At 42.5% G+C, this 23,116-nt stretch carries 18 protein-coding genes and 1 tRNA gene; 4 read left to right on the forward strand and 15 right to left on the reverse strand.

Annotation, left to right across the window (positions count from 1 at the left end):
- Window positions 1–6 precede the first annotated feature (6 nt).
- The 8 genes from FAX86_RS19705 to FAX86_RS19740 form a co-directional block, all read right to left on the reverse strand.
- Window positions 7–594 carry a hypothetical protein gene (locus FAX86_RS19705; RefSeq protein ID WP_144395211.1) on the reverse strand — a complete coding sequence of 196 codons (588 nt, stop codon included), beginning with the start codon at window positions 592–594 and terminating at the stop codon, window positions 7–9.
- A 191-nt stretch (window positions 595–785) separates the two neighbouring features.
- Window positions 786–1,361 carry a hypothetical protein gene (locus FAX86_RS19710; RefSeq protein ID WP_144395212.1) on the reverse strand — a complete coding sequence of 192 codons (576 nt, stop codon included), beginning with the start codon at window positions 1,359–1,361 and terminating at the stop codon, window positions 786–788.
- 172 nt (window positions 1,362–1,533) lie between these two features.
- The gene (locus FAX86_RS19715) at window positions 1,534–2,880 is read right to left on the reverse strand and encodes a sigma-54-dependent transcriptional regulator (protein WP_144395213.1); all 1,347 of its coding nucleotides are present in this window, start codon (window positions 2,878–2,880) and stop codon (window positions 1,534–1,536) included.
- Window positions 2,881–2,884: 4 nt separating this feature from the next.
- Window positions 2,885–4,240, reverse strand: a complete 1,356-nt coding sequence (locus FAX86_RS19720; RefSeq protein ID WP_164503683.1) for a sensor histidine kinase — start codon at window positions 4,238–4,240, stop codon at window positions 2,885–2,887.
- 113 nt (window positions 4,241–4,353) lie between these two features.
- The gene (locus tag FAX86_RS19725) at window positions 4,354–5,106 is read right to left on the reverse strand and encodes a hypothetical protein (RefSeq protein ID WP_144395215.1); all 753 of its coding nucleotides are present in this window, start codon (window positions 5,104–5,106) and stop codon (window positions 4,354–4,356) included.
- 97 nt (window positions 5,107–5,203) lie between these two features.
- The gene (locus tag FAX86_RS19730) at window positions 5,204–6,601 is read right to left on the reverse strand and encodes an FAD-binding oxidoreductase (RefSeq protein ID WP_144395216.1); all 1,398 of its coding nucleotides are present in this window, start codon (window positions 6,599–6,601) and stop codon (window positions 5,204–5,206) included.
- A gap of 8 nt (window positions 6,602–6,609) precedes the next feature.
- A complete protein-coding gene (locus FAX86_RS19735; protein WP_144395217.1) occupies window positions 6,610–9,075 on the reverse strand; it encodes a penicillin acylase family protein in 2,466 nt (821 codons plus the stop codon).
- A 336-nt stretch (window positions 9,076–9,411) separates the two neighbouring features.
- Window positions 9,412–9,487, reverse strand: a tRNA-Val gene (locus FAX86_RS19740).
- A gap of 151 nt (window positions 9,488–9,638) precedes the next feature.
- On the opposite strand from FAX86_RS19740, the gene gltX reads away from it, so the two are divergent.
- The gene (gene gltX / locus FAX86_RS19745; protein ID WP_144395218.1) at window positions 9,639–11,057 is read left to right on the forward strand and encodes a glutamate--tRNA ligase; all 1,419 of its coding nucleotides are present in this window, start codon (window positions 9,639–9,641) and stop codon (window positions 11,055–11,057) included.
- A 90-nt stretch (window positions 11,058–11,147) separates the two neighbouring features.
- Here the strand turns inward: gltX and FAX86_RS19750 are convergent, their stop codons facing one another.
- A complete protein-coding gene (locus FAX86_RS19750) occupies window positions 11,148–11,960 on the reverse strand; it encodes a class I SAM-dependent methyltransferase (RefSeq protein ID WP_205859265.1) in 813 nt (270 codons plus the stop codon).
- A 224-nt stretch (window positions 11,961–12,184) separates the two neighbouring features.
- Between FAX86_RS19750 and FAX86_RS19755 the strand changes: the two genes are divergently transcribed.
- On the forward strand, window positions 12,185–13,063 hold the full coding sequence (locus FAX86_RS19755) for a M23 family metallopeptidase (RefSeq protein WP_144395219.1): 879 nt from the start codon (window positions 12,185–12,187) through the stop codon (window positions 13,061–13,063).
- A 147-nt stretch (window positions 13,064–13,210) separates the two neighbouring features.
- Here the strand turns inward: FAX86_RS19755 and FAX86_RS19760 are convergent, their stop codons facing one another.
- Window positions 13,211–14,251, reverse strand: coding sequence for a Glu/Leu/Phe/Val family dehydrogenase (locus FAX86_RS19760; RefSeq protein ID WP_144395220.1), 1,041 nt, complete (start codon window positions 14,249–14,251; stop codon window positions 13,211–13,213).
- 64 nt (window positions 14,252–14,315) lie between these two features.
- Window positions 14,316–15,839, reverse strand: coding sequence for an L-piperidine-6-carboxylate dehydrogenase (gene amaB, locus FAX86_RS19765; RefSeq protein ID WP_144395221.1), 1,524 nt, complete (start codon window positions 15,837–15,839; stop codon window positions 14,316–14,318).
- Between the two features lie 369 nt (window positions 15,840–16,208).
- Here amaB and FAX86_RS19770 point away from each other — a divergent pair, with 369 nt between their 5' ends.
- Together FAX86_RS19770 and FAX86_RS19775 are read left to right on the forward strand one after the other, a co-directional pair.
- On the forward strand, window positions 16,209–16,730 hold the full coding sequence (locus tag FAX86_RS19770; RefSeq protein WP_144395222.1) for a gamma carbonic anhydrase family protein: 522 nt from the start codon (window positions 16,209–16,211) through the stop codon (window positions 16,728–16,730).
- Window positions 16,731–16,733: 3 nt separating this feature from the next.
- Window positions 16,734–17,189: a DUF4826 family protein gene (locus tag FAX86_RS19775; RefSeq protein ID WP_144395223.1), complete on the forward strand. Its 456-nt coding sequence runs from the start codon at window positions 16,734–16,736 to the stop codon at window positions 17,187–17,189.
- Here the strand turns inward: FAX86_RS19775 and FAX86_RS19780 are convergent.
- From FAX86_RS19780 to mfd, 4 genes are all read right to left on the reverse strand, one after another.
- Window positions 17,186–17,434: an EF-hand domain-containing protein gene (locus FAX86_RS19780; protein WP_144395224.1), complete on the reverse strand. Its 249-nt coding sequence runs from the start codon at window positions 17,432–17,434 to the stop codon at window positions 17,186–17,188. The two genes, FAX86_RS19775 and FAX86_RS19780, sit on opposite strands and share 4 nt — an antisense overlap.
- Window positions 17,435–17,444: 10 nt before the next feature.
- Window positions 17,445–18,584 (reverse strand): saccharopine dehydrogenase family protein, encoded by a 1,140-nt coding sequence (locus FAX86_RS19785; protein WP_144395225.1) that lies wholly within the window; start codon window positions 18,582–18,584, stop codon window positions 17,445–17,447.
- 2 nt (window positions 18,585–18,586) lie between these two features.
- Window positions 18,587–19,621 carry a CsiV family protein gene (locus tag FAX86_RS19790; protein WP_144395226.1) on the reverse strand — a complete coding sequence of 345 codons (1,035 nt, stop codon included), beginning with the start codon at window positions 19,619–19,621 and terminating at the stop codon, window positions 18,587–18,589.
- Window positions 19,622–19,682: 61 nt separating this feature from the next.
- Window positions 19,683–23,114, reverse strand: coding sequence for a transcription-repair coupling factor (gene mfd / locus FAX86_RS19795; RefSeq protein WP_144395227.1), 3,432 nt, complete (start codon window positions 23,112–23,114; stop codon window positions 19,683–19,685).
- Window positions 23,115–23,116 lie beyond the last annotated feature (2 nt).

Genomic DNA, 23,116 nt, shown 5'->3' on the forward strand with positions numbered 1-23,116 from the left:
TTCAATTTAAATACGTCGACAACCATAGCTGAGTTTCGCTGTGCCGGTATATTTCCATTGCGTCCAGCCATAAGGTTGAACGACTTGTTTTAATAGATAAGCTTTGCCACGTTTGAAATAACATTGGGCTTTACGGTTACTCTTGTTTTGCACCCGGTTGTATATTTTTCCTTGATTCATTTTTTGTTCGAGGGCCAGTTTTCCTTTTGATTTGACCATATAGGGAGCACGAGCCCAGCTTTCGCAATTATAGTAAAAAGGATCACGCATATGAGCGATCGACATTTCGTCGGTCGTTTGTCCCGGATTAACAAATAAATTGCGGTAAAATCTTCCGCTTCCATTATGCAAACGACACTTAATGGTATACCGACTCCAGTTTGAGACTTTCACTTCCCAATAGTTGCAATAGCCGCCCCAAGTTACTTTATACCCTTTGTAAGAATCGGTTTGCTTATTTCGACTATACTGGCAGGTCGGTTTGCCGCCCATACCGACCGTTGCTTGATCCAGAGCGCGTAAAAATTCACTACTGCAACTGGTTAAACATAAAGTAGACAGAGCTGTGATACTAGAGGTTAGCAATTTAGTCATAAGTAAACGGCATCCTATGAGCTTTTTTGTTCAACTCTAGTACACATATATCAATTGTTCAAATGACGAGACTTAGCGAGATTTTAAATGATGGCTTTTACTGGTTACACAGCTTTTGTTTCTTTAATGTCAGTTATGAATATGTAAAAACGAGCTTAAATTGATTTTAAGCTCGCTATTAGAAGTGTGTATTACTGATTGCTTTTAGGTATTTCTACTTCTTCATGAGAATGCTCAATGCGAATTTTTCTTTCAATTCTTACATCTCCAGTGTCAGCGTCATCGGTAATAAACAGCATGCGATGTTCGACAAATTTAACAGGTTTTACGATGCCTGCAGCGGCAATGGATGCCTTAATCGTTTCCTTTTGATCATCTGTAAGACCTGCAGCCATGATTCTGATAGCGTCATCTTGATGCAGACTTTCACGATCACTGAGCGCCTTCACTTTTGCGACAAGGTGATTTTTATCAGGAAGAGGAATGATAATGTCTTCTGCTCCTTCAGAAACAATTTTAATATTGCCATCGGAATTCGATATTGTGTATACCGTTCCTGATTTAGAAGTAAACGTATGCTCTTCTCCTTTCGAGAGTTCTGGTAAATTAAAAATGTCGACTTTGTTATTAACTTTCAGTTCAACCTGGGTGTCATCATCGTTCATCTTTTTGACAAACACAGAGACGTTTTTCTCTTCATCTGCAGAACTGAGCGACGCAGCGGTTGAAAGAGCAATAAGACTAACTAATTGAGCGATTTTTTTCATTTTGAATTAACCTTTTTTATGAATGTCATACCCGCTGTTCCAAATTCTGTGCCAGATCGATCAAACGCCTCTGAGTTGCCCAAAAACAGGCTGTTTTTACAGTTCGTATCGAATCTAATTTAAATTTATTCACAATTTAGTTCCCGAAATCAGGAAAATGCTCCCCAAATGGTCAAGCGATATTATGTTTCTCCAGTCGATACAAAAAGGCCTTATAATTTAGACCAAGCAATCGTGCCGCTTTTGTGCGGTTGCCTTGACTTCGTGTTAAGGCTTGTGACAAAACAGATTTCTCGTGTGCATCCCAATTAATACCCTCTGGTGGCAACTCGAAAGTATCATTCAGTTCTGGTGTCGTTCGATAAAAGGGGAGTTCTTGGCAATCTACAGGCTGCTCAGAATGGAGTATTGTTAGACGCTCTACCAAATTACTTAATTCACGAATATTTCCTGGCCAGTGGTAATCGTATAAAGCATTGATAGCCGACCGATTGAATTGTATTGGTTGTGATTGATGCTTTTTCGAGAATTTGTGAATAAAAAAGTCGAGTAAACTGGGTAAGTCATCGAGTCGTTCTCGCAATGCCGGAAGTTCTAATGGAATAACATTGAGGCGATGAAAAAGATCTTCACGAAAATTTCCGAGACTGACTTCCTGTGATAAGGATTTATGAGAAGCGGTAATCACTCTAACATCGACTGAAATTTCCTGATTCGATCCCACACGCATGATTTTGCCTTCTTGCAAAAACCGTAACAGTTTCGCTTGAATGGCAGGTGTTAAGTCGGCAATTTCGTCTAGGAAAAGTGTACCGCCATCAGCAGCCTTAATTTTACCTTCTCGTCGTTGATTCGAACCGGTATACGCGCCTTTTTCAGCGCCAAAAAGTTCTGATTCAGCAATGCTATCGGGAATTGCAGAGCAATTAACGGCAATGAAAGGCTGATTGTTACGATGTGAATGTTTGTGTAAAGCTTCTGCGACCAACTCTTTTCCTGTCCCACTTTCTCCATGTACCAGCACTGTAATGTTAGTGTCGGAAAGTTTTTCTATTTGACGATAAAGTTGTTGCATTCTCGACGATGAACCAATGATATTGCCCAGACGCTCTTTGGCCAAATTTGCCGTTTTTAAATTTAGATTTTCCGCTTTGAGTTGACGTGCATTACGGATTTTATTGATTACAAATAAAAGTTGTTCTTTTTCGAAAGGTTTTGATAAATAATCATCGGCCCCGGCTCGTATTGACGTTACTGCATGACTGATGCTGCCATAGGCCGTCATTAATATAAATGATGTATCGGGATATTGTTTTTGACAGTTTTCCATAAGTGCTAATCCATCCATTTCACCCAACTGCCAGTCGGAAAGCACTAAGTCAAAACGTTGCTTTTTTAATTGAGACAATGCATCTTCAGCACTGTGTGAGACATTACAAATATCGTCAGTCGATTTCTCAATAATTGTTTTAATGAGTTCGCGTTGATTTTTTTCATCTTCGACTATTAAAATATTCACAGCATTAATCCTCGCGGTTTTTCAGAGTGACGGTAAAGACAGTGCCTTTGGGTTTATTATCTTGGGCACTAATATTTCCGTGATACCGACCTTTCACCAGGCGCTGTGCAATATAAAGTCCCATTCCCGCGCCATATGATTTTGATGTGACGTGTGGTTTAAATAAATTGTGTTTAATTTTCTCTGTCAAACCGCTACCTTTGTCGGCGATAGTGAGTTGAAATTGGTTATTTTCTTTGGCTAGCGTGATATCAATATAAGCGGTTTCATCTTTCGAATAAGATTCAATAGCATTAACAATAATGGGTTGTACAATGGAATACAGCTCGGACTCTACGCCTTGAATTTTTATTATTGAGCTTGATGTGTTCTGCCAGTTTAACAGGAGCTTTTCATGATTGTTTTCTTTTACAATACGGTTAATTAGATCGTCGAGTACAATAGATTCACTGGTTAGTGATTGGTGCGTAGCAATGTTCATCAGGTTTTTAATATGACGATCAATGCGGTCAATTTGATTTTTAATATTATCTTTAAACGATTCTTGCTCTGACAGATTCTCTGGTAATACTTCGAGAGATAGTAAAATAGTGTGCAGCGGGTTGCGAATGCTGTGAGCTAAGCCTCGAGTAATTTCAGAAATTTCGCTGGTAGTTTGTTGATCTTGAAGCTTCTGCTTTTCTTTTTCCAATTGTTGTAAATGAGTTGACATTTTATTAATGGAAAATACCAACTGCTTGAGTTCTTGGCCGATAGGCTGAGTGTCATTATCTACTGTAGCTCCGAATTCACCACTGCCAATTTTGTAACTGGTATAAGAAATCTTTTTTATCGGTGTTGAAATTCGTGTCGCAAACCAATAAAAGAAGATTAATGAACAAATAATAATAATCGCGCTCAGAATGATAATGGTATTTCTGGCGGTGACGATAGATTTCTCTAACTGTGTTCGTGGGATATCAATATCGAATTGTTGTTTACCGTATTTTAATAGAATTGAGCGGCTGTTCGCGCTATCGGCTAATTGCAATTCAACTTCTTTTTTAAGTTGAATATGCGGAGGAGGTACGCGCAAACGGCGTATTTCAAAATCGTGTGAGGCCTCAGTGGTTGTTTGGCTTTGGAAAACAATCGCTTCGCTGCGCGAAAACTCCTGTGGTAACAAAGATTCGACGGTTGACTTGCTGACCTCGAAAGCAGCTTCTCCTAGCTTGGCGCCGACAGAATCGATGAGTTGCGTTATCAGCCAGCCATTAATGGCAGTCACGGAGACCAAAAAGAGCAAAACACTACTGAGAATAATGCGTTTCAGCGACAGACCTTGGTTTATTTCGATGGGGTTGTTAACGAACGTATTCATGCAAAAACCTTTGTAATATCCCCAAATGGGGAACATTCTAATAGAGATACTGGATCTTTGATGAAATCGCAAACATCGTGCCAAGCGGGATTGTCACTGAATGTTGCTGAAAGCTAATGAAGAAGGGAGAGGAGGGTTAAGGTAATGACTCCTATCACCACGCCAATAAGATGAAATCGACCCCAGTGGTTAAATTGTTCAAAAATATTGTGATGATGGTGTTTGTGAGCTTGTTTTTCGTTGTCAGACTGATCACCGTGAGAATGGCCATTATGCGAATGTCCGTTGCCTCTATGGCGATGTGGCCGGTGGAGTAAAACATGCAGTAAGGTTCCAGAGACGAAGGCTTGTAAACAGGCAAAGCTCTGTGAGTTCATCGCCGATTCCATTTGAACACCGAGAACATAGCCAAATAGAGTGAAAATGCTCAGGCCAGCTAAGGCATACCAAACCGCTTTAATGCCAAATACGGGTCTGATGATCCATAAAACAGACAAAGCGACAGGAACTCGATGAAGCACAATGGCAAAAGGAAGCCATTTAGACGCTGAATCTATGGACTTATATTCGTTAAGAGAGGCACCATCGACCATGACATGCAAAAGTAGTCCACTAAAACCGATTATTAGTGTGAGTTGATGAGTGCTGTCGGCAGCCTTCTGGAACAATTTTTCGATGAGAGTCGGGCCGGTCAAACCCAGAATAGCTAAAGGAATGACTAGCCAACCACCATTGGCATAAGATAGCGGCATGAGCTCAGCTACAACAATACCGCCCAGTACGATAATCAGAAAGCCTGAGAGAAGGTGTTCATAATGGGGAGAGCGATCAAATACCTTCGCTACAACAGGAGCGATCGCGAGCACCAAAATGCTGATGGTTAAAAATATCATGGAAGACTCAGTGATGAAAACGAGCGCATTGTAAATAAATTTACTGGCGCTCGCTATGCGTTTTCAGTTTTTATTCGGAACAATCGATGAGTTTTCCGGGATTTAGAATTCCCGCGGGATCAAAAGCCTTTTTAATCTGCTTCATTAAAGTAATTTCGATCTCACTTCGGCTGTAAGGTAGATAATCTTTTTTGACCAGACCAACACCATGCTCGGCCGAGATACTTCCACCAAGCGATTGAATAGCATCGAATATCAAAGGATTAACCTGCTTACATTGCGCAACAAATTCATCAACGGCCAAATCTTCGGGTTTCAAGATATTTAAATGCAGGTTACCGTCACCAATATGACCAAACCAGATGATTTCGAAACTCGGGTATTTCTCTTTTACAATGCCGTCGACGGCTGATAAAAAGTCGGCCACTTTGCTCGGTACGACAGAAATGTCATTTTTGTAGGGCGTTCGCACGCTGATGGATTCAGAAATCCGCTCCCTTAATCCCCATAATTGCTCAGCCTGTGTTTCGCTTTGGCTGATGACGCCATCGACGATTAAGCCTTGTTCCATGACTTTTTCGAAGGCGCCAAAGGCGAGGTCGGTCGTGGCTTCGGAATCGTTTTCAAACTCGATCAAAACATAAAAGTCGGACTCAGAATCGAATGGTCGCTGCAAGTCATGATGCGACAACACGTGTTGTAATGCTTGCTCAGAAAAGAATTCAAACGCTGTGAGCGACAAGCTTTTTTGAAATTGTTCCATAACAGGATAAACATCTTTTAGGGTGTTTAAGCCTAACACCATAACGGTCAACTCTTTGGGTTTGCGGGTGAGTTTCATGGTGGCTTCGACAATAATGCCTAAGGTGCCTTCGCTGCCAATCATCAGGTGCCGAAAGTCATAGCCAGTCGCGTTTTTAACCAGCCCCTGGTTCAGGTCAAGCAAATCACCATTGCCGGTCACTACTTTTAGACCAGCAACCCAGTCACGAGTCATGCCCCAGCGAATGACTTTTATGCCACCAGCGTTAGTAGCAATGTTGCCACCAATCTGACTGGAGCCTGTAGACGCAAAGTCGACAGGGTAGTAAAGATCATTCTCTTCAGCAAAGTTTTGTAATTGTTCCGTGATAACCCCAGCACCGCAGACAACCGTTTGATCGACAGCATTAAATGATTGAATTTGATTCATTCGATCTAGGCTCAATACAACTTCACCTTGCGTCGCATAAGCGCCGCCACTCAATCCGGTTCGGCCGCCTGACGGAACAATGGCAACTTTGTGTTCTTTCGCCCAACGGATAATGTCTTGCACCTGCTCTATGGAGTTGGGGCGTAGTACAGCCATTGCATTGGGAGTGAATAGCTTACTCCAATCTTGTCCGTATTGTTCGAGTGAATCGGGGTCAGTTATTACCTGGTCTTTTCCCAGAATTTCATTCAATTGCTCAATACTAGCTTTGCTCATAATGTTCGTTACTTTGGTTTAAGTGTTAATCGATAAACTGTACTTTGTGCTTTTAATGGTGTTGCTTTGCCACTCACCCAATCTTCAAAACCTTTACTGTAATAAGGTGAAAGCGGGTGCCCCGATTGTCCGCCCGGCATATGAAAAAGTCCATTATTGGCTTTAGCCGGAGCAATTACCATACGTTGTGAGGCGCCAAAACTTGGCTTTTGGACTCGCGGCGAATCGACATCCCCTGGCATTGGATATTTCGGCCGATCCAGTAACCACGACAGTGGAGAAAGACCTCGACTGATAGGATGTTGAATGTTCAGTCGATTGTGTTCTCCCCAGATTTGATCGCCGAGTACCTGATTATTTTGCGTGAGCTGTTCAATAACTTTGTCGAGAGCTCGAGCAAAAACCTCATTATACCCTTTGAAACCCTCGGGAAGAAATGCCTGTGGCTGCTGATTCACAATTTGCCAAAGCGAATATTCGTATTGCTTCGAGTAGTAAGAAAAATAGCGTTTGGCTTGTGGGTCCATTTTCTTTACCCAAGGCTCAAGTAGTAATTTTCGTAATTGAATGCGGTATTTTTTGAGTAAAGTAAAGCCAGCCTGATCGGCATCAGCGGTACCATTCCAATCGTTGATGACTTCCAGGTATTCACGATAATGATCTAACGATTGATGTTTTGGGGTTGCCTTTTGCGTTGATTGAATCAGAGACACCAAAAATTGCTGTAAATGCTTTTGCCAGCGATCATACAGTTCAGCTCTTGTTTCTAACTGTATTTGTAGCAAATCTTGTTCATTAGCATCGGATAATTCCAATAGACGGTCTCTTATCAGTTTTCCGCGCACGCCCATGGCATATCCGCCATTTCCGATTTTGGCAAAGTCACGTCCGCCGAGTATCCGACCATTGGCGGTCCAAATAGCATGAGAATCCGGATTAATGATTGTTGGATAGTTGGTTGCCTCGAGCCATTGAATCACACCATTGTTATGCGCCAGGGTGGTAAAGGGGTCACTTGAAGGCATTCGCTTTGGCAGAGGGCCTGCGATGGTCCAGCCTATATTGCCGGCAGCGTCGCCGACAACCAGGTTTTGCGCAGGAATACCAACATTGGGTGCGAGTTGAATGGCTTGCTGGGCCGTTTCCGCACTTTCAAAAGCTATAAGGTTCAAGTTTACCGCTCTTTGACTGTGTGCAATCCAAAGGAAAACCCAGGCTTTGTCTTTATCTTGCTGCTCCACGGGCCCGATAATGGTTTGTTTGATGGTAATGGATTCGGGCGATTCTCCTTTCACAAGAATCACTTCTTCGGCGTAATGAAATTCATACCATTCATTATTAAGTTGATACAGATTTTCGTTGTCTGGATTCTTTTTTAATTCATAAACATCAGAGAAATCGCCGTAACTGTTGGTAAAGGACCAGGCGATTTTGTGATTGGTGCCAGCGATCAATAAAGGCGTTCCCGGCAGAGTTACGCCATCCAGTTGGATGATTTTTGAATTCTTCGGGTAACTCATATTGACCTTTAGCCAGATGTTGGGAATGCCATGCCCCAAATGCATGTCGCTAGCAACGATAGCACCTTGACCCTTTACACGAGGTCCGTTAATCGCAAAATTATTGCTACCGGGAATGGCATCGCCATCGTCAACTTTCGGCTCAGAGGTTGAATTGGCCTCATTATCGGAGGAGGGTTGCTCCGACTCAGGCGAACCGTTTAAGTTGCTAATCGTTCCTGGTATACCGGGTAAAGACAGCTTGCTCATGTCGAGTGGCGCATCAAACTCAGTGCCCAGAGGAAGTAAGAAATCAAACAATGATTCTTCCAAGGTATTAAATCCGGCTTTGAGAACTTTTTCTCGCTCTATTGTGCTGGGTTGTAATTGAAAATACATCGAAAATACGACAAGGATTGAGTCTTCGGGAAGCCAGGCTGCGGGCTCTGTCTGCAAGGCCCAATATTCGAAAGGGCTGGTAGCAAGATCCGTCAGGCCTCGATTGACCCCTTCAACGTAAGCTTGAAGAATATTATTTTGTTCAGGTGAGAGGCTTTCATAAATGGTTTTGGCTTTTTGCCGAAACTGATGAATTCGAGTGGCTTTGTCGATCTCGAGTGTTGCTCGACCAAAGATTTCGGATAATTCTCCGGCGGAGCGACGCCGTAAAATATCCATTTGAAAGAAACGTTCTTGGCCATGAACCCAGCCTAATGCTCGTGCTAGATCAACTCGAGACTGAGCTTCTATTTTAACCGTTCCTAGAGCATCTCTTTCAATTGAGACGGTGTTTTCCAGTTGGCTTAAAGTGACTTGGCCTTCATAAGTTGGTTCTGATGCTTGAAGAATCCAGTAAACACCAGCGATAGCCACCAGAATAATCATTAGCGATAACCCAATAATTTTGCCGAATAATCGTCGTGCCAGTGACTTTTTGGGTTTGGAGCGAAACACAGAGCGTTGCTTTTTTTTCATTGTTATTTTGATCGACGCAAGCGAATTAATGAAAGCATAGTATCACGACGCGAAAAAATAACTAGTTGGGAGCAAAAACTCTAATATTGGCCAGAGCTATTGGTTGTGAAAGGGAAAATATCGCTTAGTGAAGATTACAAATTATTCTGATAGGGCTTTACAAAACGAGTTGCTTGAAGCACACAGATTTTATTAATTTGAATTGAATATGTGTTGATAGCGTTAACAGAAGCTTGAAGAGGTTTTTAGCTTTCAGGTAGCGTATTTGAGTTTGGCTTATTGAAGTTGGAATCGGCGCGGGGATTAAATACTTGTTCGTTGAAAAAGTGCTTGGAGTGGTGGGCGCTACTGGACTTGAACCAGTGACCCTCGCCTTGTAAGGGCGATGCTCTCCCAACTGAGCTAAGCGCCCACTCCTTAAGAACGGGGCGCATTCTATGGTAACGAATGGTATTGGTCAATGGTAAATTTCATTTTTTTTACATTTTGTCGCAGCAAAGCTTTTATTCGCTTCTCTGGCATTGATAAAATACGCACTCTCAAAATTTCAGGAATTGATCTTAATGTCTGTTGTTACTCGTTTTGCTCCTAGCCCGACTGGATATTTACACATTGGTGGTGCTCGTACAGCCCTTTATTGTTGGTTGCACGCAAAGAAACACCAAGGTGAGTTTGTCTTACGAATTGAAGATACCGACCGGGAGCGCTCAACTGATGAGGCAGTTCAGGCCATTCTTGATGGTATGAGTTGGTTAGGTCTTGACCATACTCAAGGACCTTATTACCAAACCAAGCGATTTGATCGCTATAAAGAAGTCGCCGAACAGTTATTAGAACAAGGTGATGCTTATCCGTGTTTTTGCTCCAAAGAGCGTTTAGATGAGCTACGTGAGACGCAAATGGCGAACAAAGAAAAGCCACGTTACGACGGTAAATGTCGAAACTTAACACCTGAGGAACGTGATCTTTCGCAACCGCATGTGATTCGATTTAAAAATCCTACCGAAGGATCCGTAAAATGGGCTGATGCAGTGAAAGGCAACATTGAATTTTCCAATGGCGAATTGGATGATTTAATTATTGCTCGTACGGATGGGACTCCGACTTACAATTTCACGGTGGTGGTTGACGATTGGGATATGAAAATCACTCAAGTCGTTCGAGGTGACGATCATGTTAATAATACGCCACGCCAAATTAATATATTTAAAGCACTCAATGCAAAGCCTCCAGAGTATGCTCATGTTCCCATGATACTTGGAGATGATGGAAAAAAATTATCAAAACGTCATGGCGCGGTTGGAGTTATGCAATATCGTGACGACGGTTATTTGCGTGAAGCTGTTTTGAACTATTTAGTACGGTTAGGTTGGTCACACGGCGATCAAGAAATTTTTTCCATTGAAGAAATGATCGAATTATTTGATATTCACGATATCAATAAAGCCGCCTCCGCTTTTAATACCGAAAAATTAAACTGGTTAAATCAGCATTACATGAAAACAATGCCGGTTGAAAAAGTTAAAGAAGCATTGATGTGGCATTTAGAGAATCATCAAATTGATTTAACAAACGGGCCAGCGATTGAATCTTTAATTCCTGTGTTTGCCGATCGCGTGCAAACATTGAAGGAATTTGCGAATTCTATTGGTTATTTTTACGCTGACTTTGACAGTTACGATGAAAAAGCAGCGAAAAAGCATTTACGTCCTGTAGCGAAAGAGCCATTGAGTGAAGTACAAAACCGCTTAAATGGATTAACCGAGTGGCAACCTGAAGCGATTCAATCTGCGATTGATTCGACCGCAGAGGCTTTAGGCGTGGGCATGGGTAAGATCGGTATGCCATTGCGAGTTGCGGTAACCGGTGGAGGGCAATCACCCAATCTTGATGTTACTCTGCAGTTGATTGGTAAAGAGCGTGTTAGCCAACGGATCGATGCTGCGCTTGAGTTTATAAAAAATCGTGAAGCCCAGTCGTAATTGGATTTATCGTTTTAATTAAAGTGGAATAGATGTTTCAAGTTTTACTTAATGGGTATCCATTTTTGCGGATTCTACGCGGCGGCTGGATTAAGGAATGATCCTGTCGTCGACTAAATGCTTTTCTATATTTAACGGTTTAATAAACTTAAGAACAAAGCGACTGGTTTTTCCTCTCAACTCTGGTGCATACATATGCTTCGCTAAGTCGTCGGTTGCATTTTCCAGAAAGTAAGCGCGTTCCATTAATTTAAAACCAGATTCTGAAACTTGTTGGATTACTGTTTCGACGGCGATACGATGTAAGTCGTGCCCAGTTGAAGTTGGACTTCCGCTTTCTGCATGATGATCGATTATGGCGAGAATTCCGCCTGGCTTTAAACTAAGATAAAGACGGCGAAGAAAATCGACACGATCGATCTGAGGCCAACTTGTCTTTTTTTTCGGCCGATAATAAATATCGTGGTAGGCCAAAATTAGAAAAGTGGTGTCGATCGAATTTTCGGGTAAGGATAATTCATTGGCTTCAGCAGTAATGCGTTTAACATTGGGTAATCGACCATCGGTATACCGCAGTTTGAGTTTCTTCTCCAAATAATTTAAATAAGCTTGATTGTTGTGTGCGATTACGGTGCCTTTAGGGCCGACGACATACGAAAGTAATTCTGTGTAATATCCACTGCCAGAAAACACATCAAGAACAGTCATACCTGGACGAATGTCGAAAAACTCCAGAACTTGCGCAGGTTTGCGTTGACTGTCGCGTTCAATATCGTATTCCATTCGGTTAGGGTGATCGATCGCTGACTGAATGAATTTTGTGTTGTTTGCGCTGGCAGCGATGGAGGCGACCATTAAGATCGAAGCGCTAAATTGCGCGAGTCTTTTTTTATATGCTTTCATACAGAGATTATGTGAGAGTCGCGGTTTTTAATCGAGTTCTGTTTGTAACACAATATGTCGAATGAATGGCTTTGAGAGCAATCAATTGCTAAGAGGATTGTGAGTTATCGGACGTTATCCAGTAAATATCTCCTTGCGTGACATTTCCTGAATTTATTGGCGATTTCGTTGTCTTTTGTTATGGTAAAAACGAATGACTCACTCGATAAAAGACACTTTAAGCAATGAAAATAATTCAATTTTTTGGTTCGCTAATATTGTTGCTAATTTCCACTTTGATTAGTCAACATGTATTCGCTGGTCCCCATGCTTTATCAAATATTCAATTGAGCACCGAAGCAAGAGGTAAAGTTTCGTTGATTCGCGGTGTCTTGGAGCAGGGCGGTTTTTTAATTGGTCAAGTTTCACCCAAAATGAACGTTATGTTTCTCGATAAGGAAGTGCCTGTATCGGATGATGGCAAATTTATCATTGGGTTCGGTCGCGACTTTCCTGCCCAGGCGACTGTTACGTTTAAATCGGATGATAAAAGTTTTATTGAATCGTTTAATATTCGAGCTCGAGAATGGAATATTGAGCGGATTGATGGATTGCCGCCTTCCAAGGTGACCCCAAGATCTCAAGAAACCATCGACCGAATTATTCGTGAATCAAAGTTAATTCGAGAAGCACGCGCTCAGGTCTCTACCTTACAAAGTTTTGCTCAATTATTTAAACAGCCGGCAACCGGTAGGATTAGTGGTGTATATGGCTCTCAGAGAGTTCTTAACGGGAAGCCAAAGCGTCCTCATTACGGACAAGATATTGCAGCGCCTGTTGGAACTCCTGTCTATGCACCGATTGATGGTAAAGTGAGTTTAGCGCATAACGATATGTTTTATTCTGGAGCGACCTTAATTATCGATCATGGACAAGGATTATCGACGACTTATATCCATCTAAATGAAATTGTTGTGGAAGAAGGGCAAGCTGTTTCTCAAGGACAAAAAATTGGTACTATTGGGCAAAGTGGTCGAGCAACTGGACCTCATTTAGATTGGCGGATCAATTGGTTTGATCAACGACTTGACCCTGCTTTATTCTTGCAAGTTAATGCCCAATAAGTTTCACTTCTTTCAGAATTCGGAACTTTAAAGAACTTTGTATTTTAAAATAAAAAAGGCGAACTAAAGTTCGCCTTGAAATACACATAATGTTGTGTCAACCAGATTACGATAGAGAACTATAGTTTCACTGGTTTTTCTTTTTATTTAATTGGATGATTTTGCTGCAGCAACACGCTTACGTGCAAGTTCATCGGCAACGACATTGGTCGTTTTGTTTTCTTTATCGGCTGTTGCAAAAACTTCTTCTAGCGTGTTGTAAATTTCGTCAACTTTGCGAAGAGCTGCATCGCGATTGTAGTTTTCTTCGAAAGATACGTTGATAATTCCACCCGCATTAAGAATGTAGTCAGGCGTATATAATATACCGCGCTTTTTCAACTCATCACCGTGACGATCTTCTGCTAACTGATTGTTGGCAGCACCAGCGATAACTTTCGCTTTTAACTTTGGAATCGTAACATCATTAATGGTTGCACCTAATGCACAGGGCGCATAAACGTCAACGTCTTGCTCGTAAATTTCGTCTTTGTCGATAGAAATCGCGTCGAAGTTGCTAACGACTTTATCAACTGACTCTTTGTTAATATCCGTAACAAGTAGTTTTGCGCCTTCTTTCGCAAGGTGTTCACATAGATATTGTCCAACGTGACCTAAGCCTTGAACCGCAATTTTGATACCTTCGAGTGACTCACGACCCAGCTGATGTTTAACGGCTGCTTTCATACCAATGTAAACGCCATAGGCGGTTACTGGAGATGGATCGCCACTTTTACCTTCGAGGCCTAGTACGTGAGGGGTTTCTTTGTTTACGATAGCCATGTCGTCGGGAGTAATGCCAACGTCTTCAGCTGTGACATAACGTCCTTTGAGGTTATCAACAAATCGACCAAATGCGCGGAATAAGTCTTCTGATTTCATGGTACGTGGGTTGCCGATAATAACTGACTTACCACCGCCCATGCTTAATCCGGCCATTGCGTTTTTGTAGGTCATTCCTCGAGACAAACGAAGTGCGTCGATTAGTGCGCCTTCGTCTGAGTTGTATTCCCACATACGACATCCACCAGTTGCTGGGCCAAGGGCCGTACTGTGGATTGCAATAATAGCCTTGAGACCAGACTCACTATCATTACAGAACACAACTTGTTCGTGTTCATCGTAAGCACGCAGATTAAATACTGCCATAACAATTCTCCTAGTAATGGAAAAAAGCGAGAAAGGGTGTTACGAACCTTTCGCGCTCATAGAATTAACCGAGATTAAACTCAATGCCTTGAGCTAATGCGGGTTTTTCTCCCCAGAAAATCGTATTGGTTTGACGACGCATATACGCTTTCCATGCATCTGAACCAGCTTCGCGTCCGCCACCGGTTTCTTTTTCACCACCAAATGCGCCACCGATTTCTGCACCGGAAGTTCCGATGTTTACGTTAGCAATACCCGTATCGCTACCCGCCGCAGACAAGAATTTCTCAATGTTACGCATATTCAAGCTGAAAATGGCAGATGACAAACCTTGACGAACATTGTTGTTCATCGCGATCGCTTCTTCGATTGTTTTGTAGGTCATGATGTAAACGATAGGAGCAAAGGTTTCGTTTTGAACGCAAGGCCAATCGTTTTGAGCTTTGATAATCGTTGGCTCAACAAAGTTGCCTTTGCCTTCAATTGCTTTTCCGCCATAAACAACTTCGCCACCTTGCTCTTGAGCTTCAGCAACTGCTTTCTCAAAGTTTTTAACCGCGGTTTCATCGATAAGGGGACCCATCAATGTATCGGTATCCAGAGGATTACCAATTTTAACTTGTTTGTAAGCCGCAACCATAGATTCTGTGACTTTATCAACCATGCTCTCATGAACGATAAGTCGACGAGTCGTGGTGCAACGTTGACCTGCAGTTCCAACAGCACCAAAGGCTGCTGAAGGCAGAGCATTGTCTAGGTCGGCTGTTTCGTCAACAATGAGTGCATTGTTGCCTGATAACTCCAGCAAACATTTACCCATGCGCTCAGCGACTTTAACGCCAACCATTTTTCCAACCGTGCTTGAACCAGTAAATGACATTTTCTTAACACGAGTGTCATTAATAAACGTTTCAGCCAGCTTGTTATCTTCACCACCAACGAATGTAAAGAACATTGGCTTGTAGCCATTTTCTTTCATGACTTCATTACAGATTTTCTGTACTGCGATAGCGGTTAACGGAGTTTTGGGAGATGGTTTCCAAACTGTGATGTTGCCACACGCAGCTGCTACGAACGCATTCCAAGACCATACTGCAACAGGGAAGTTGAACGCAGAGATACAACCAACGATTCCTAGTGGATGCCACTGTTCGTACATGCGGTGTTGTGGGCGCTCAGAATGCATGGTGTTGCCGTAAAGCATGCGAGATTGACCAACAGCAAAGTCTGCCATATCAATCATTTCTTGAACTTCACCATCACCCTCGGCTTTAATTTTTCCCATTTCCATAGAAACGAGGCTACCCAAAGCGTCTTTCTTCTCGCGTAACGCATTACCAATTTGGCGAACAATTTCACCACGAAGAGGTGCTGGCACCATGCGCCATTCTTCGAATGCTTCTTCTGCGTTTTTAATGATGGTTTCGTAGTCTTCGGCAGAGGCTGCGTTGACTTTGGCGATGAGTTCGCCGGTTGCTGGGTTAACTGACTCGATGACGCCTTGGTCATCTGTTTTGCTCCACTCTTCTGCTGTCAATGAAGCGCCAGAGTTGATGGCTTCAATACCAAGAGCCTTGAGTATATCCATTATGTAACCTCGCTTAATCTTTAAATATGTGTTCAGACTGGTTTATTGGGGGAGCACACTCAACCATCTGATCTACAACACGGTTTCTTTCGATTTTTACAACTGGCGTCGAATCTTTCGAGCTGAATAAAAATCACTCACTTCGTGCCCCCTTTTTGAGGTGGCGCAACCTTACCACTGTGTTACTTAAATCTCTAGTTTAATTTTAGCGATTGGCTGAATTTTGACCTCTTTTCATTGCATTTTAAGAGCAAAAGGCGTCATTTCTTGATATTTTAGCGACTTATCTGGTCAGATGAGTATGGGCCTTCACTCTCTGTTGTGCGATGCATTATTCTCTTTATAACTCAAAAATAGGAAGGAGCATTCATGATTTATTCGTTAGATAACCACACGCCGAAAATTCATTGGCAATCGTCCTTTATTGCCGAAAGTGCCGATATTATTGGCAAGGTAGAATTAGCTCAGCGGGTGAGCGTCTGGTTCAATACCGTCATTCGTGGAGACACTGACTGGATTCGAATTGGTGAGGCGTCAAATATTCAGGATGGTTCGGTCCTACACACCGATCCTGGCTTAGAGTTGTTGGTTGGGAAAGGTGTCACGGTCGGTCATAAAGTCATGTTGCACGGATGCCAGATCGATGATTTTTCTTTGATCGGCATAAACTCTGTGATCTTAAACGGTGCAAAAATCGGGAAATACAGTTTAATTGCGGCTAATACACTTATCACAGAACGTAAAAATATCCCAGATGGAGTTTTAGTGATGGGAAATCCCGGTAAAGTGGTACGAGAACTCACTAAAGAAGAACGAAAAAAGCTCGAAATGAGTGCAAAGGTCTATACTGATAAGATTGAATTGTATAAAAACGGTTTGCAGACGGAATAGGTTATGGCGGTACAACCTGCTCATTCGTTTAAGTCTCAACTGAAGTTACTTGTCGACTGGCAAGATCTTGACGAATGGACACGCCTTCAGCTATTGCAAATTGAGAACTTTTGTCATCATCATGGTTGGACGCTCCGTCGGATAAGTGATCAGCAATCAAAGGTTATGACACCCATTGTCTCGATATGGCAGGTGGTTATTGATAATCAGGGAGTGCAAAAGGTTGCCTGGATGATCAGTGGCGATTTACCAGTGGATATGGTGTACGGAGAGAAGGCGAAAGATGCGCGAGATGCTGTGAGAGTGTTTAGCCGTAAATTTATTCGTAAAGCTCAAATGCTGAAACAAGCGAGTGCTGTTGTACCGAGCGATGAGAAATCGAAAATGCAGCGGTTAGTTAAAGCCGCTGCGGACTTGCTGGTTCTTTATCATGAAGACAGCTTATGGGAGGAGTCTTAAAACTCCCACCAGCAACTTTCCCACCAAACAAGAAACTCGTCAAAGTCAATGTGTCCATCATTGTTTTCATCAATGAATTCGAAGCCTTTTTCAGCTTGCTCTTTGGTTGATTTTGGCGATAAAACTTTCAATAATTCAGTAAACTCTTCAAGGTCAATTTCGCCATTATTATCACGATCAAAGAATGCAAAGTTCTTTTTAACTTCATCAAGTTTTTCGACAGGTAATTTTTTTAATTCGCTCATACAAAATTCTCTAGTTGAGTGTGGTTTCTTCTTTCTTATAAATAACGTCGCGATCTTTTAAATAGTTAATTACATAGTCGCAAGCGCCATCCATTGCCCCCAGCGCTTCTGGAGTACAGATTCCGGGAGCTGGTTGTGTATTCTCTAGTAAATAATTTACTGAGGCAGTGGCAGTGTAGCCGGTGGTTCTGGCCATTGATGAAATGCCAGACGCTTCGTGAGTTTCGTCGTATAAATTATAAGTGTATCGTTTGTTCTTTTCGTTTTCTTTCCCTTCTATAACAACACGCATCACGGTAAATTCTTTTTCATTTTTTTTCAGCTTCCAATTATCCATTAAAATGCGTGCGGTGAAATCGACGGGACGTAACGGTTTACCTTCAATTTCAACCGGTTCTTCGGAAAAGAATCCCGATTCAGAGAGAACATTGATATATTCGGCGTGTCCGGGATAACGCAAAGTTTTTTCTTTCATATTTGGAATATGAGACATTGTATTTAACAAAGTTCTCAAGCCATCAGTGTTGAAGGCTTCCAGTGAGCCTGCCTTGTCAAATTTCACAATCTCACAATCCGTTAATGGAGGACGTGTCACTAGTTGGCCTGATTCGATGTAACGGGCTGGTCGAGTGTATTCTTCTATAACATCAATTGGCGAAAAGGGGGCTTTGTATTCAAATGGCCAAACGCGCAACTTAGGTAATCCACCGACCAAACATTCAAACTTTTCAATCGCCATCTCTTGATTGTGATGTCCGAGTAAAATGTTATCCATTCCAGGAGCGACACCACAATCAACAACGGCAAATACGTTGTGCTTTTTCGCCAGATAATCGAGATCCATTGGGTTTTCCGGAAAGAAAGAAATATCGACGACATTTTTTCCTTGAGTTAAAACGGTTTTTAAAACTTCAAACCCCATAAAACCGGGAACGGCGCAAACCACCATATCTGCATCAGCAATAATGTCGGCGATTGCGTCCGCATCGGATAAATCGGCGACAGCCGTTTGGACATTTTCAACATTTTCTGCGATTTTTTTCAACGCGATTTTGTTTTTATCGGCGACTAAAACATTATGATTAGCCGCTAAATCTGCTGCCATTGCGCTCCCCACCATGCCACAGCCTAAAACGCAAATTCTCGACATAATTATTGTTCTCCCGATATCTGTTCGGATTTTTCGTCGTCGTAAGGGCGAATTTGAATAATCACACCATAAAGTGGGTGATCAAAATAATGAACTTCTTCACTGCGAACACGACGCGATTGACTCAGATCGTAATTAAGCAGTTTTTCAACGGTTGTTGTTTTTTGTTTTTGATCAAACCAGTTGCTTGAGTCAAACGTCCAGCCAAAATTGGACTCATAGTTTGAGCTCATAACACCGTCGTCCGTTAATTGAAGTAAGGAAGAGGAGAGGTTTGAATTGAGATCATTCAGATCCACTTCTTCTCGTCCTGGAATGCGTAAAAATAGTTTGGTATTGATGTGTAAATATCGCTCAAGATAAATGCGCAATGCACCATCGATTTCGGGAACAGCAGGATGCTTATTGATAGTTGCCATGTTGTCTTCTTGAGAATTCATTGAAGTATTGTTTGGCGAGTTGGCATCAAATTGATATCGATTTAATTGCGTGCCTTCGGCTTTTAAATTGCCTTCATGATCGAATGTATCGTCGTAATTTTTACCGCCAACAATTCGGACCCAAGGGGCTTCACTTTTTTTATGAACTGGTTGGCGCCAGGCGAAGTGTACCAGTGGTCGATATTGTGAACTGCGAGAGAGGGAACCTTCGATATTTTTTAGCTGAAGTTCTTCGTCGCCTAAAAGAATAAAGGAATCTGTTTGCTCACCGGCTACCGGAGTTGAGTTGGCGGGGAGCTGTGTGGATGATTGAGGATTATCCTGAGAATGAGATCCTGATGATTGAGGTAATTGAGCAGAATTGGGATAGAGTTTATGTGTGATGATATCGTATATCGATTCTGGATATTCGATAGCCAACTTGTCGGGCCAAAGCTCTTCTTCAATATTGCCGCGCAAGTTTTTAAAAATAATGACTTCAACGTCGAACCATCGAGGTTCGTCGTCAGAAGATTGAGCCATGAGAGGCGCAGAAGCAATCAAACAGTTGATTACTACGCCAGCAAATACGCACTTCTTTAATATTGATGTCACCATGAACGCTCTTTTCTCCGAAAAACTCGATTACTATCTTGAGTCTATGCTCGCTAGACTACCTTTAGCCGCCGATGGTTTCAACGAAAGATTCGATCTCATTAAATCGACTTGTTGCATCTTCCAATGGACGATTGACGCGCAGCATAGTCCCTTTCTCCAGTTTGTACCGTGATGGGTTACTCTGTATTAGCTTAATGATAACTTCTGGATTTACCACTGTATTTGGATCAAACTCTATTATCAGACCACGATCGTTAGCCGTTAGTTTCTTTATTCCTTTGGGCGTCAGCACAAGCTTTAATTCCGTTAGCTTAATAAGATTTTTAATGCCATCGGGTAAAAGGCCAAAACGATCAATCATTTCTACCTGAATATCTCTGAGCTGTTGTCTTTTCGTACAACTGGCAATGCGTTTGTAGAGCGTCAGACGTGTTTGAACGTCAGGTATGTAATCTTCAGGTATGAGAGCAGGAATGCCACAGTCGACTTCCGTTTGCGTCGACAAACTCTCAACTAAACTCGGTTCTTTACCTTCTTTTAGTGCAGTCACCGCTTGTTCGAGCATTTCCATGTACATACTGAATCCAACCGATTCCATTTGGCCACTTTGATCATCTCCCAAAATTTCACCAGCGCCACGAATTTCCATGTCGTGTGTTGCCAGAGAAAAACCGGCGCCCAAGTCTTCCAGAGTTGAAATTGCTTCAAGGCGTTTTTTAGCATCTCGAGTAATGGTTTTGATGGAAGGTACCATAAGATAAGCATAAGCCTGATGATGAGAGCGTCCAACGCGACCGCGCAGTTGATGTAGTTGGGCCAGTCCAAGTTTGTCGGCGCGATCCATGATGATGGTGTTTGCATTAGGAACATCAATTCCGGTTTCAATAATGGTCGTGCACAATAGAACATGAAAACGGCGATGGTAAAATTGTTGCATCACTTGTTCCAGTTCACGTTCTCGCATTTGACCGTGTGCGACGCCGATATTTAAGTCGGGCATTAGTTCTCGCAGCTCTTCGGCTTTTCGTTCGATGGTATCAACACTGTTGTGTAAAAAATAGACCTGGCCACCACGTTGAGTTTCACGCTGAATGGCTTCTTTGATCAGTGGTTTATTGTATTCTCGAACAAAGGTTTTAATCGCTAAACGTCTTGCCGGTGGCGTAGCGATAATCGATAAGTCACGCATACCAGAAAGTGACATGTTCAATGTTCGCGGAATAGGGGTTGCCGTTAACGTCAAAATATCAACTTCGGCACGTAGGGCCTTTAGTTTTTCTTTTTGGCGAACGCCGAAGCGATGTTCCTCATCGATAATAACCAGACCGAGATCGCGAAAGTTCAGTTTCCCTTGAATCAGTTTATGCGTACCAATCACAATATCGACTTTGCCTTCATGAATATCATTCATGGTTTGTTCGGTTTCTTTCGCGGTACGAAAGCGAGAAAGAACATCAATTCGAACCGGCCAGTCGGCAAAACGATCTTTAAAGTTTTCATAGTGCTGTTGAGCGAGCAATGTCGTAGGTACCAGAACGGCCACTTGACGACTATTTTGAACAGCAATAAATGCAGCACGCATTGCAACTTCGGTTTTACCAAATCCAACATCACCACAGACCAATCGATCCATGGGAGTATCGGCGGTCATATCTTTGAGAATTGCGTCAATGGAATCTTGTTGATCATTTGTTAGTTCAAACGGAAAACTGTCGGCAAACTGTAAGTAGTCGGCATCGTCTGTTTGATATTTAAAACCGGGTTTTGAAGCTCGCCGCGCGTAAAGGTCGAGTAGCTCTGCAGCGACGTCGCGCACTTTTTCTGCCGCTTTTTTGCGTTCTTTTGCCCATTGTTCACTGCCTAATCGGTGCAGTGGCGCCGCTTCAGGTGATGCACCGGAATATCGATGAATTAAATGAAGTGATTGTACAGGCACATACAATTTTGAAGACTCAGCATACTCCAGCATTAAGTATTCGGATGGTTGATTATTTGCTTCAATGCATTGCAATCCTAAATAGCGGCCGACACCATGCTCTGAATGAACTACTGGATCACCAATATTGAGTTCGGCCAAGCTGTGGATGACTGAATCGGCACTGTAGTTCTTATTTTCTCGGCGACGACGTTGTAAAACGTGTTGGCCGAATAATTCGGTTTCGGCAATCAGAACAACTTGTTGGTGAATGAAACCTCTTTCAATTGGTGCGATACAAATTGCGAGAGTAAGTTGTTGTTCGTAGGCTTCTTGCCATTTATCGACATGTTGTGCTTTGAGTTGATAACGTTGCAACAGTTCTGAAATGGCTTCCCGTCGACCTGCGCTTTCGGCACAAATAATGACAGGCTGTTCGTGTTCATCGACAAATTCACGTAACTCAGAAATGGGATCTTTGGCTTTGTGGTTAATGGTCAGTGAGCGAGTCGAGTCAAATTGAAGAGTTGGTTTTGGTTCACTTTTTTCGGATGAAAAACGCAGTTGTGGAAAATCTTTTAACCGGCGATTGAATTCATCGTCGGGTAAAGCAATTAAGCGCGGCGCTAAAATTGGACGAGTTCGATCCCAACGACGCTCTTCGTATCTTTCTTCCAAATCCTGCCACAGTTGTGCTTTCACTTCTTTTTGTTTTTTGTGCGTTATTAACAACGTTAAACTGGGCAGGTAATCAAACAGACTGGCGGTTGACTCATTGAATAGTGGTAAGAAATACTCGATGCCAGCGGGTAACAGTCCATTTGAGACATCCTGATACATGGTGCAATCTTTAAGCTCTACCTCAAACTGATGACGAAAGCTTTGTCGGAATTGAGTAATACCGGCTTCATCGGTCGGAAATTCATGAGCGGGCAATAAATTAAATGTATCCAGAGTACCGGTTGATAATTGTGACTCGGGATCGAAGGTGCGAATACTTTCTATTTCTTCATCAAAAAAATCCAAACGAATTGGGGTTTCGGTTCCCATCGGGTATAAGTCGAGGAGTGCGCCTCTTACTGAAAACTCGCCGTGTTCCATGACCTTGTCGACGCAGCGGTAGCCAGCACTTTCTAGCTCCAATCGAACTTGCTCAATATTTAGCGTATCACCTGTTTTTATGGCAAAAACATTTCCGGTGACAAATTCTTTGGGCGATAACCGGACCGTTGCGGAACTAAGAGAGGCTAAAACAATGCCGCGTTGCATTTGTGGCAGCATCGATAGTGCTTTCAACCGGTCTGACACGATAGTTTCATGGGCTGAAAAGTAATCGTAAGGCAAAGTTTCCCAGTCGGGAAAAGTGACAATGGGAGTATCTTTTGCTGTGAACTGGCTGAGTTCTCTTTCCAGCTGTTGCTGTTCACTACTATGGTTACAAAGTACCAGGATAGGTCCATCATAGTGTTCTGCCAGTTGTGCAATGACCAAGGCTTCGCTGGCACCAGGCAATTCTGGCCAGTAATTAATAAATTGCTCAGATACTTTAAAAGACGGTAACTCAAGCTTCAATGCCATAA

This window comes from Pleionea sediminis, assembly GCF_007570825.1.
In the GTDB taxonomy this organism is placed as follows: Bacteria; Pseudomonadota; Gammaproteobacteria; order Enterobacterales; family Kangiellaceae; genus Pleionea; species Pleionea sediminis.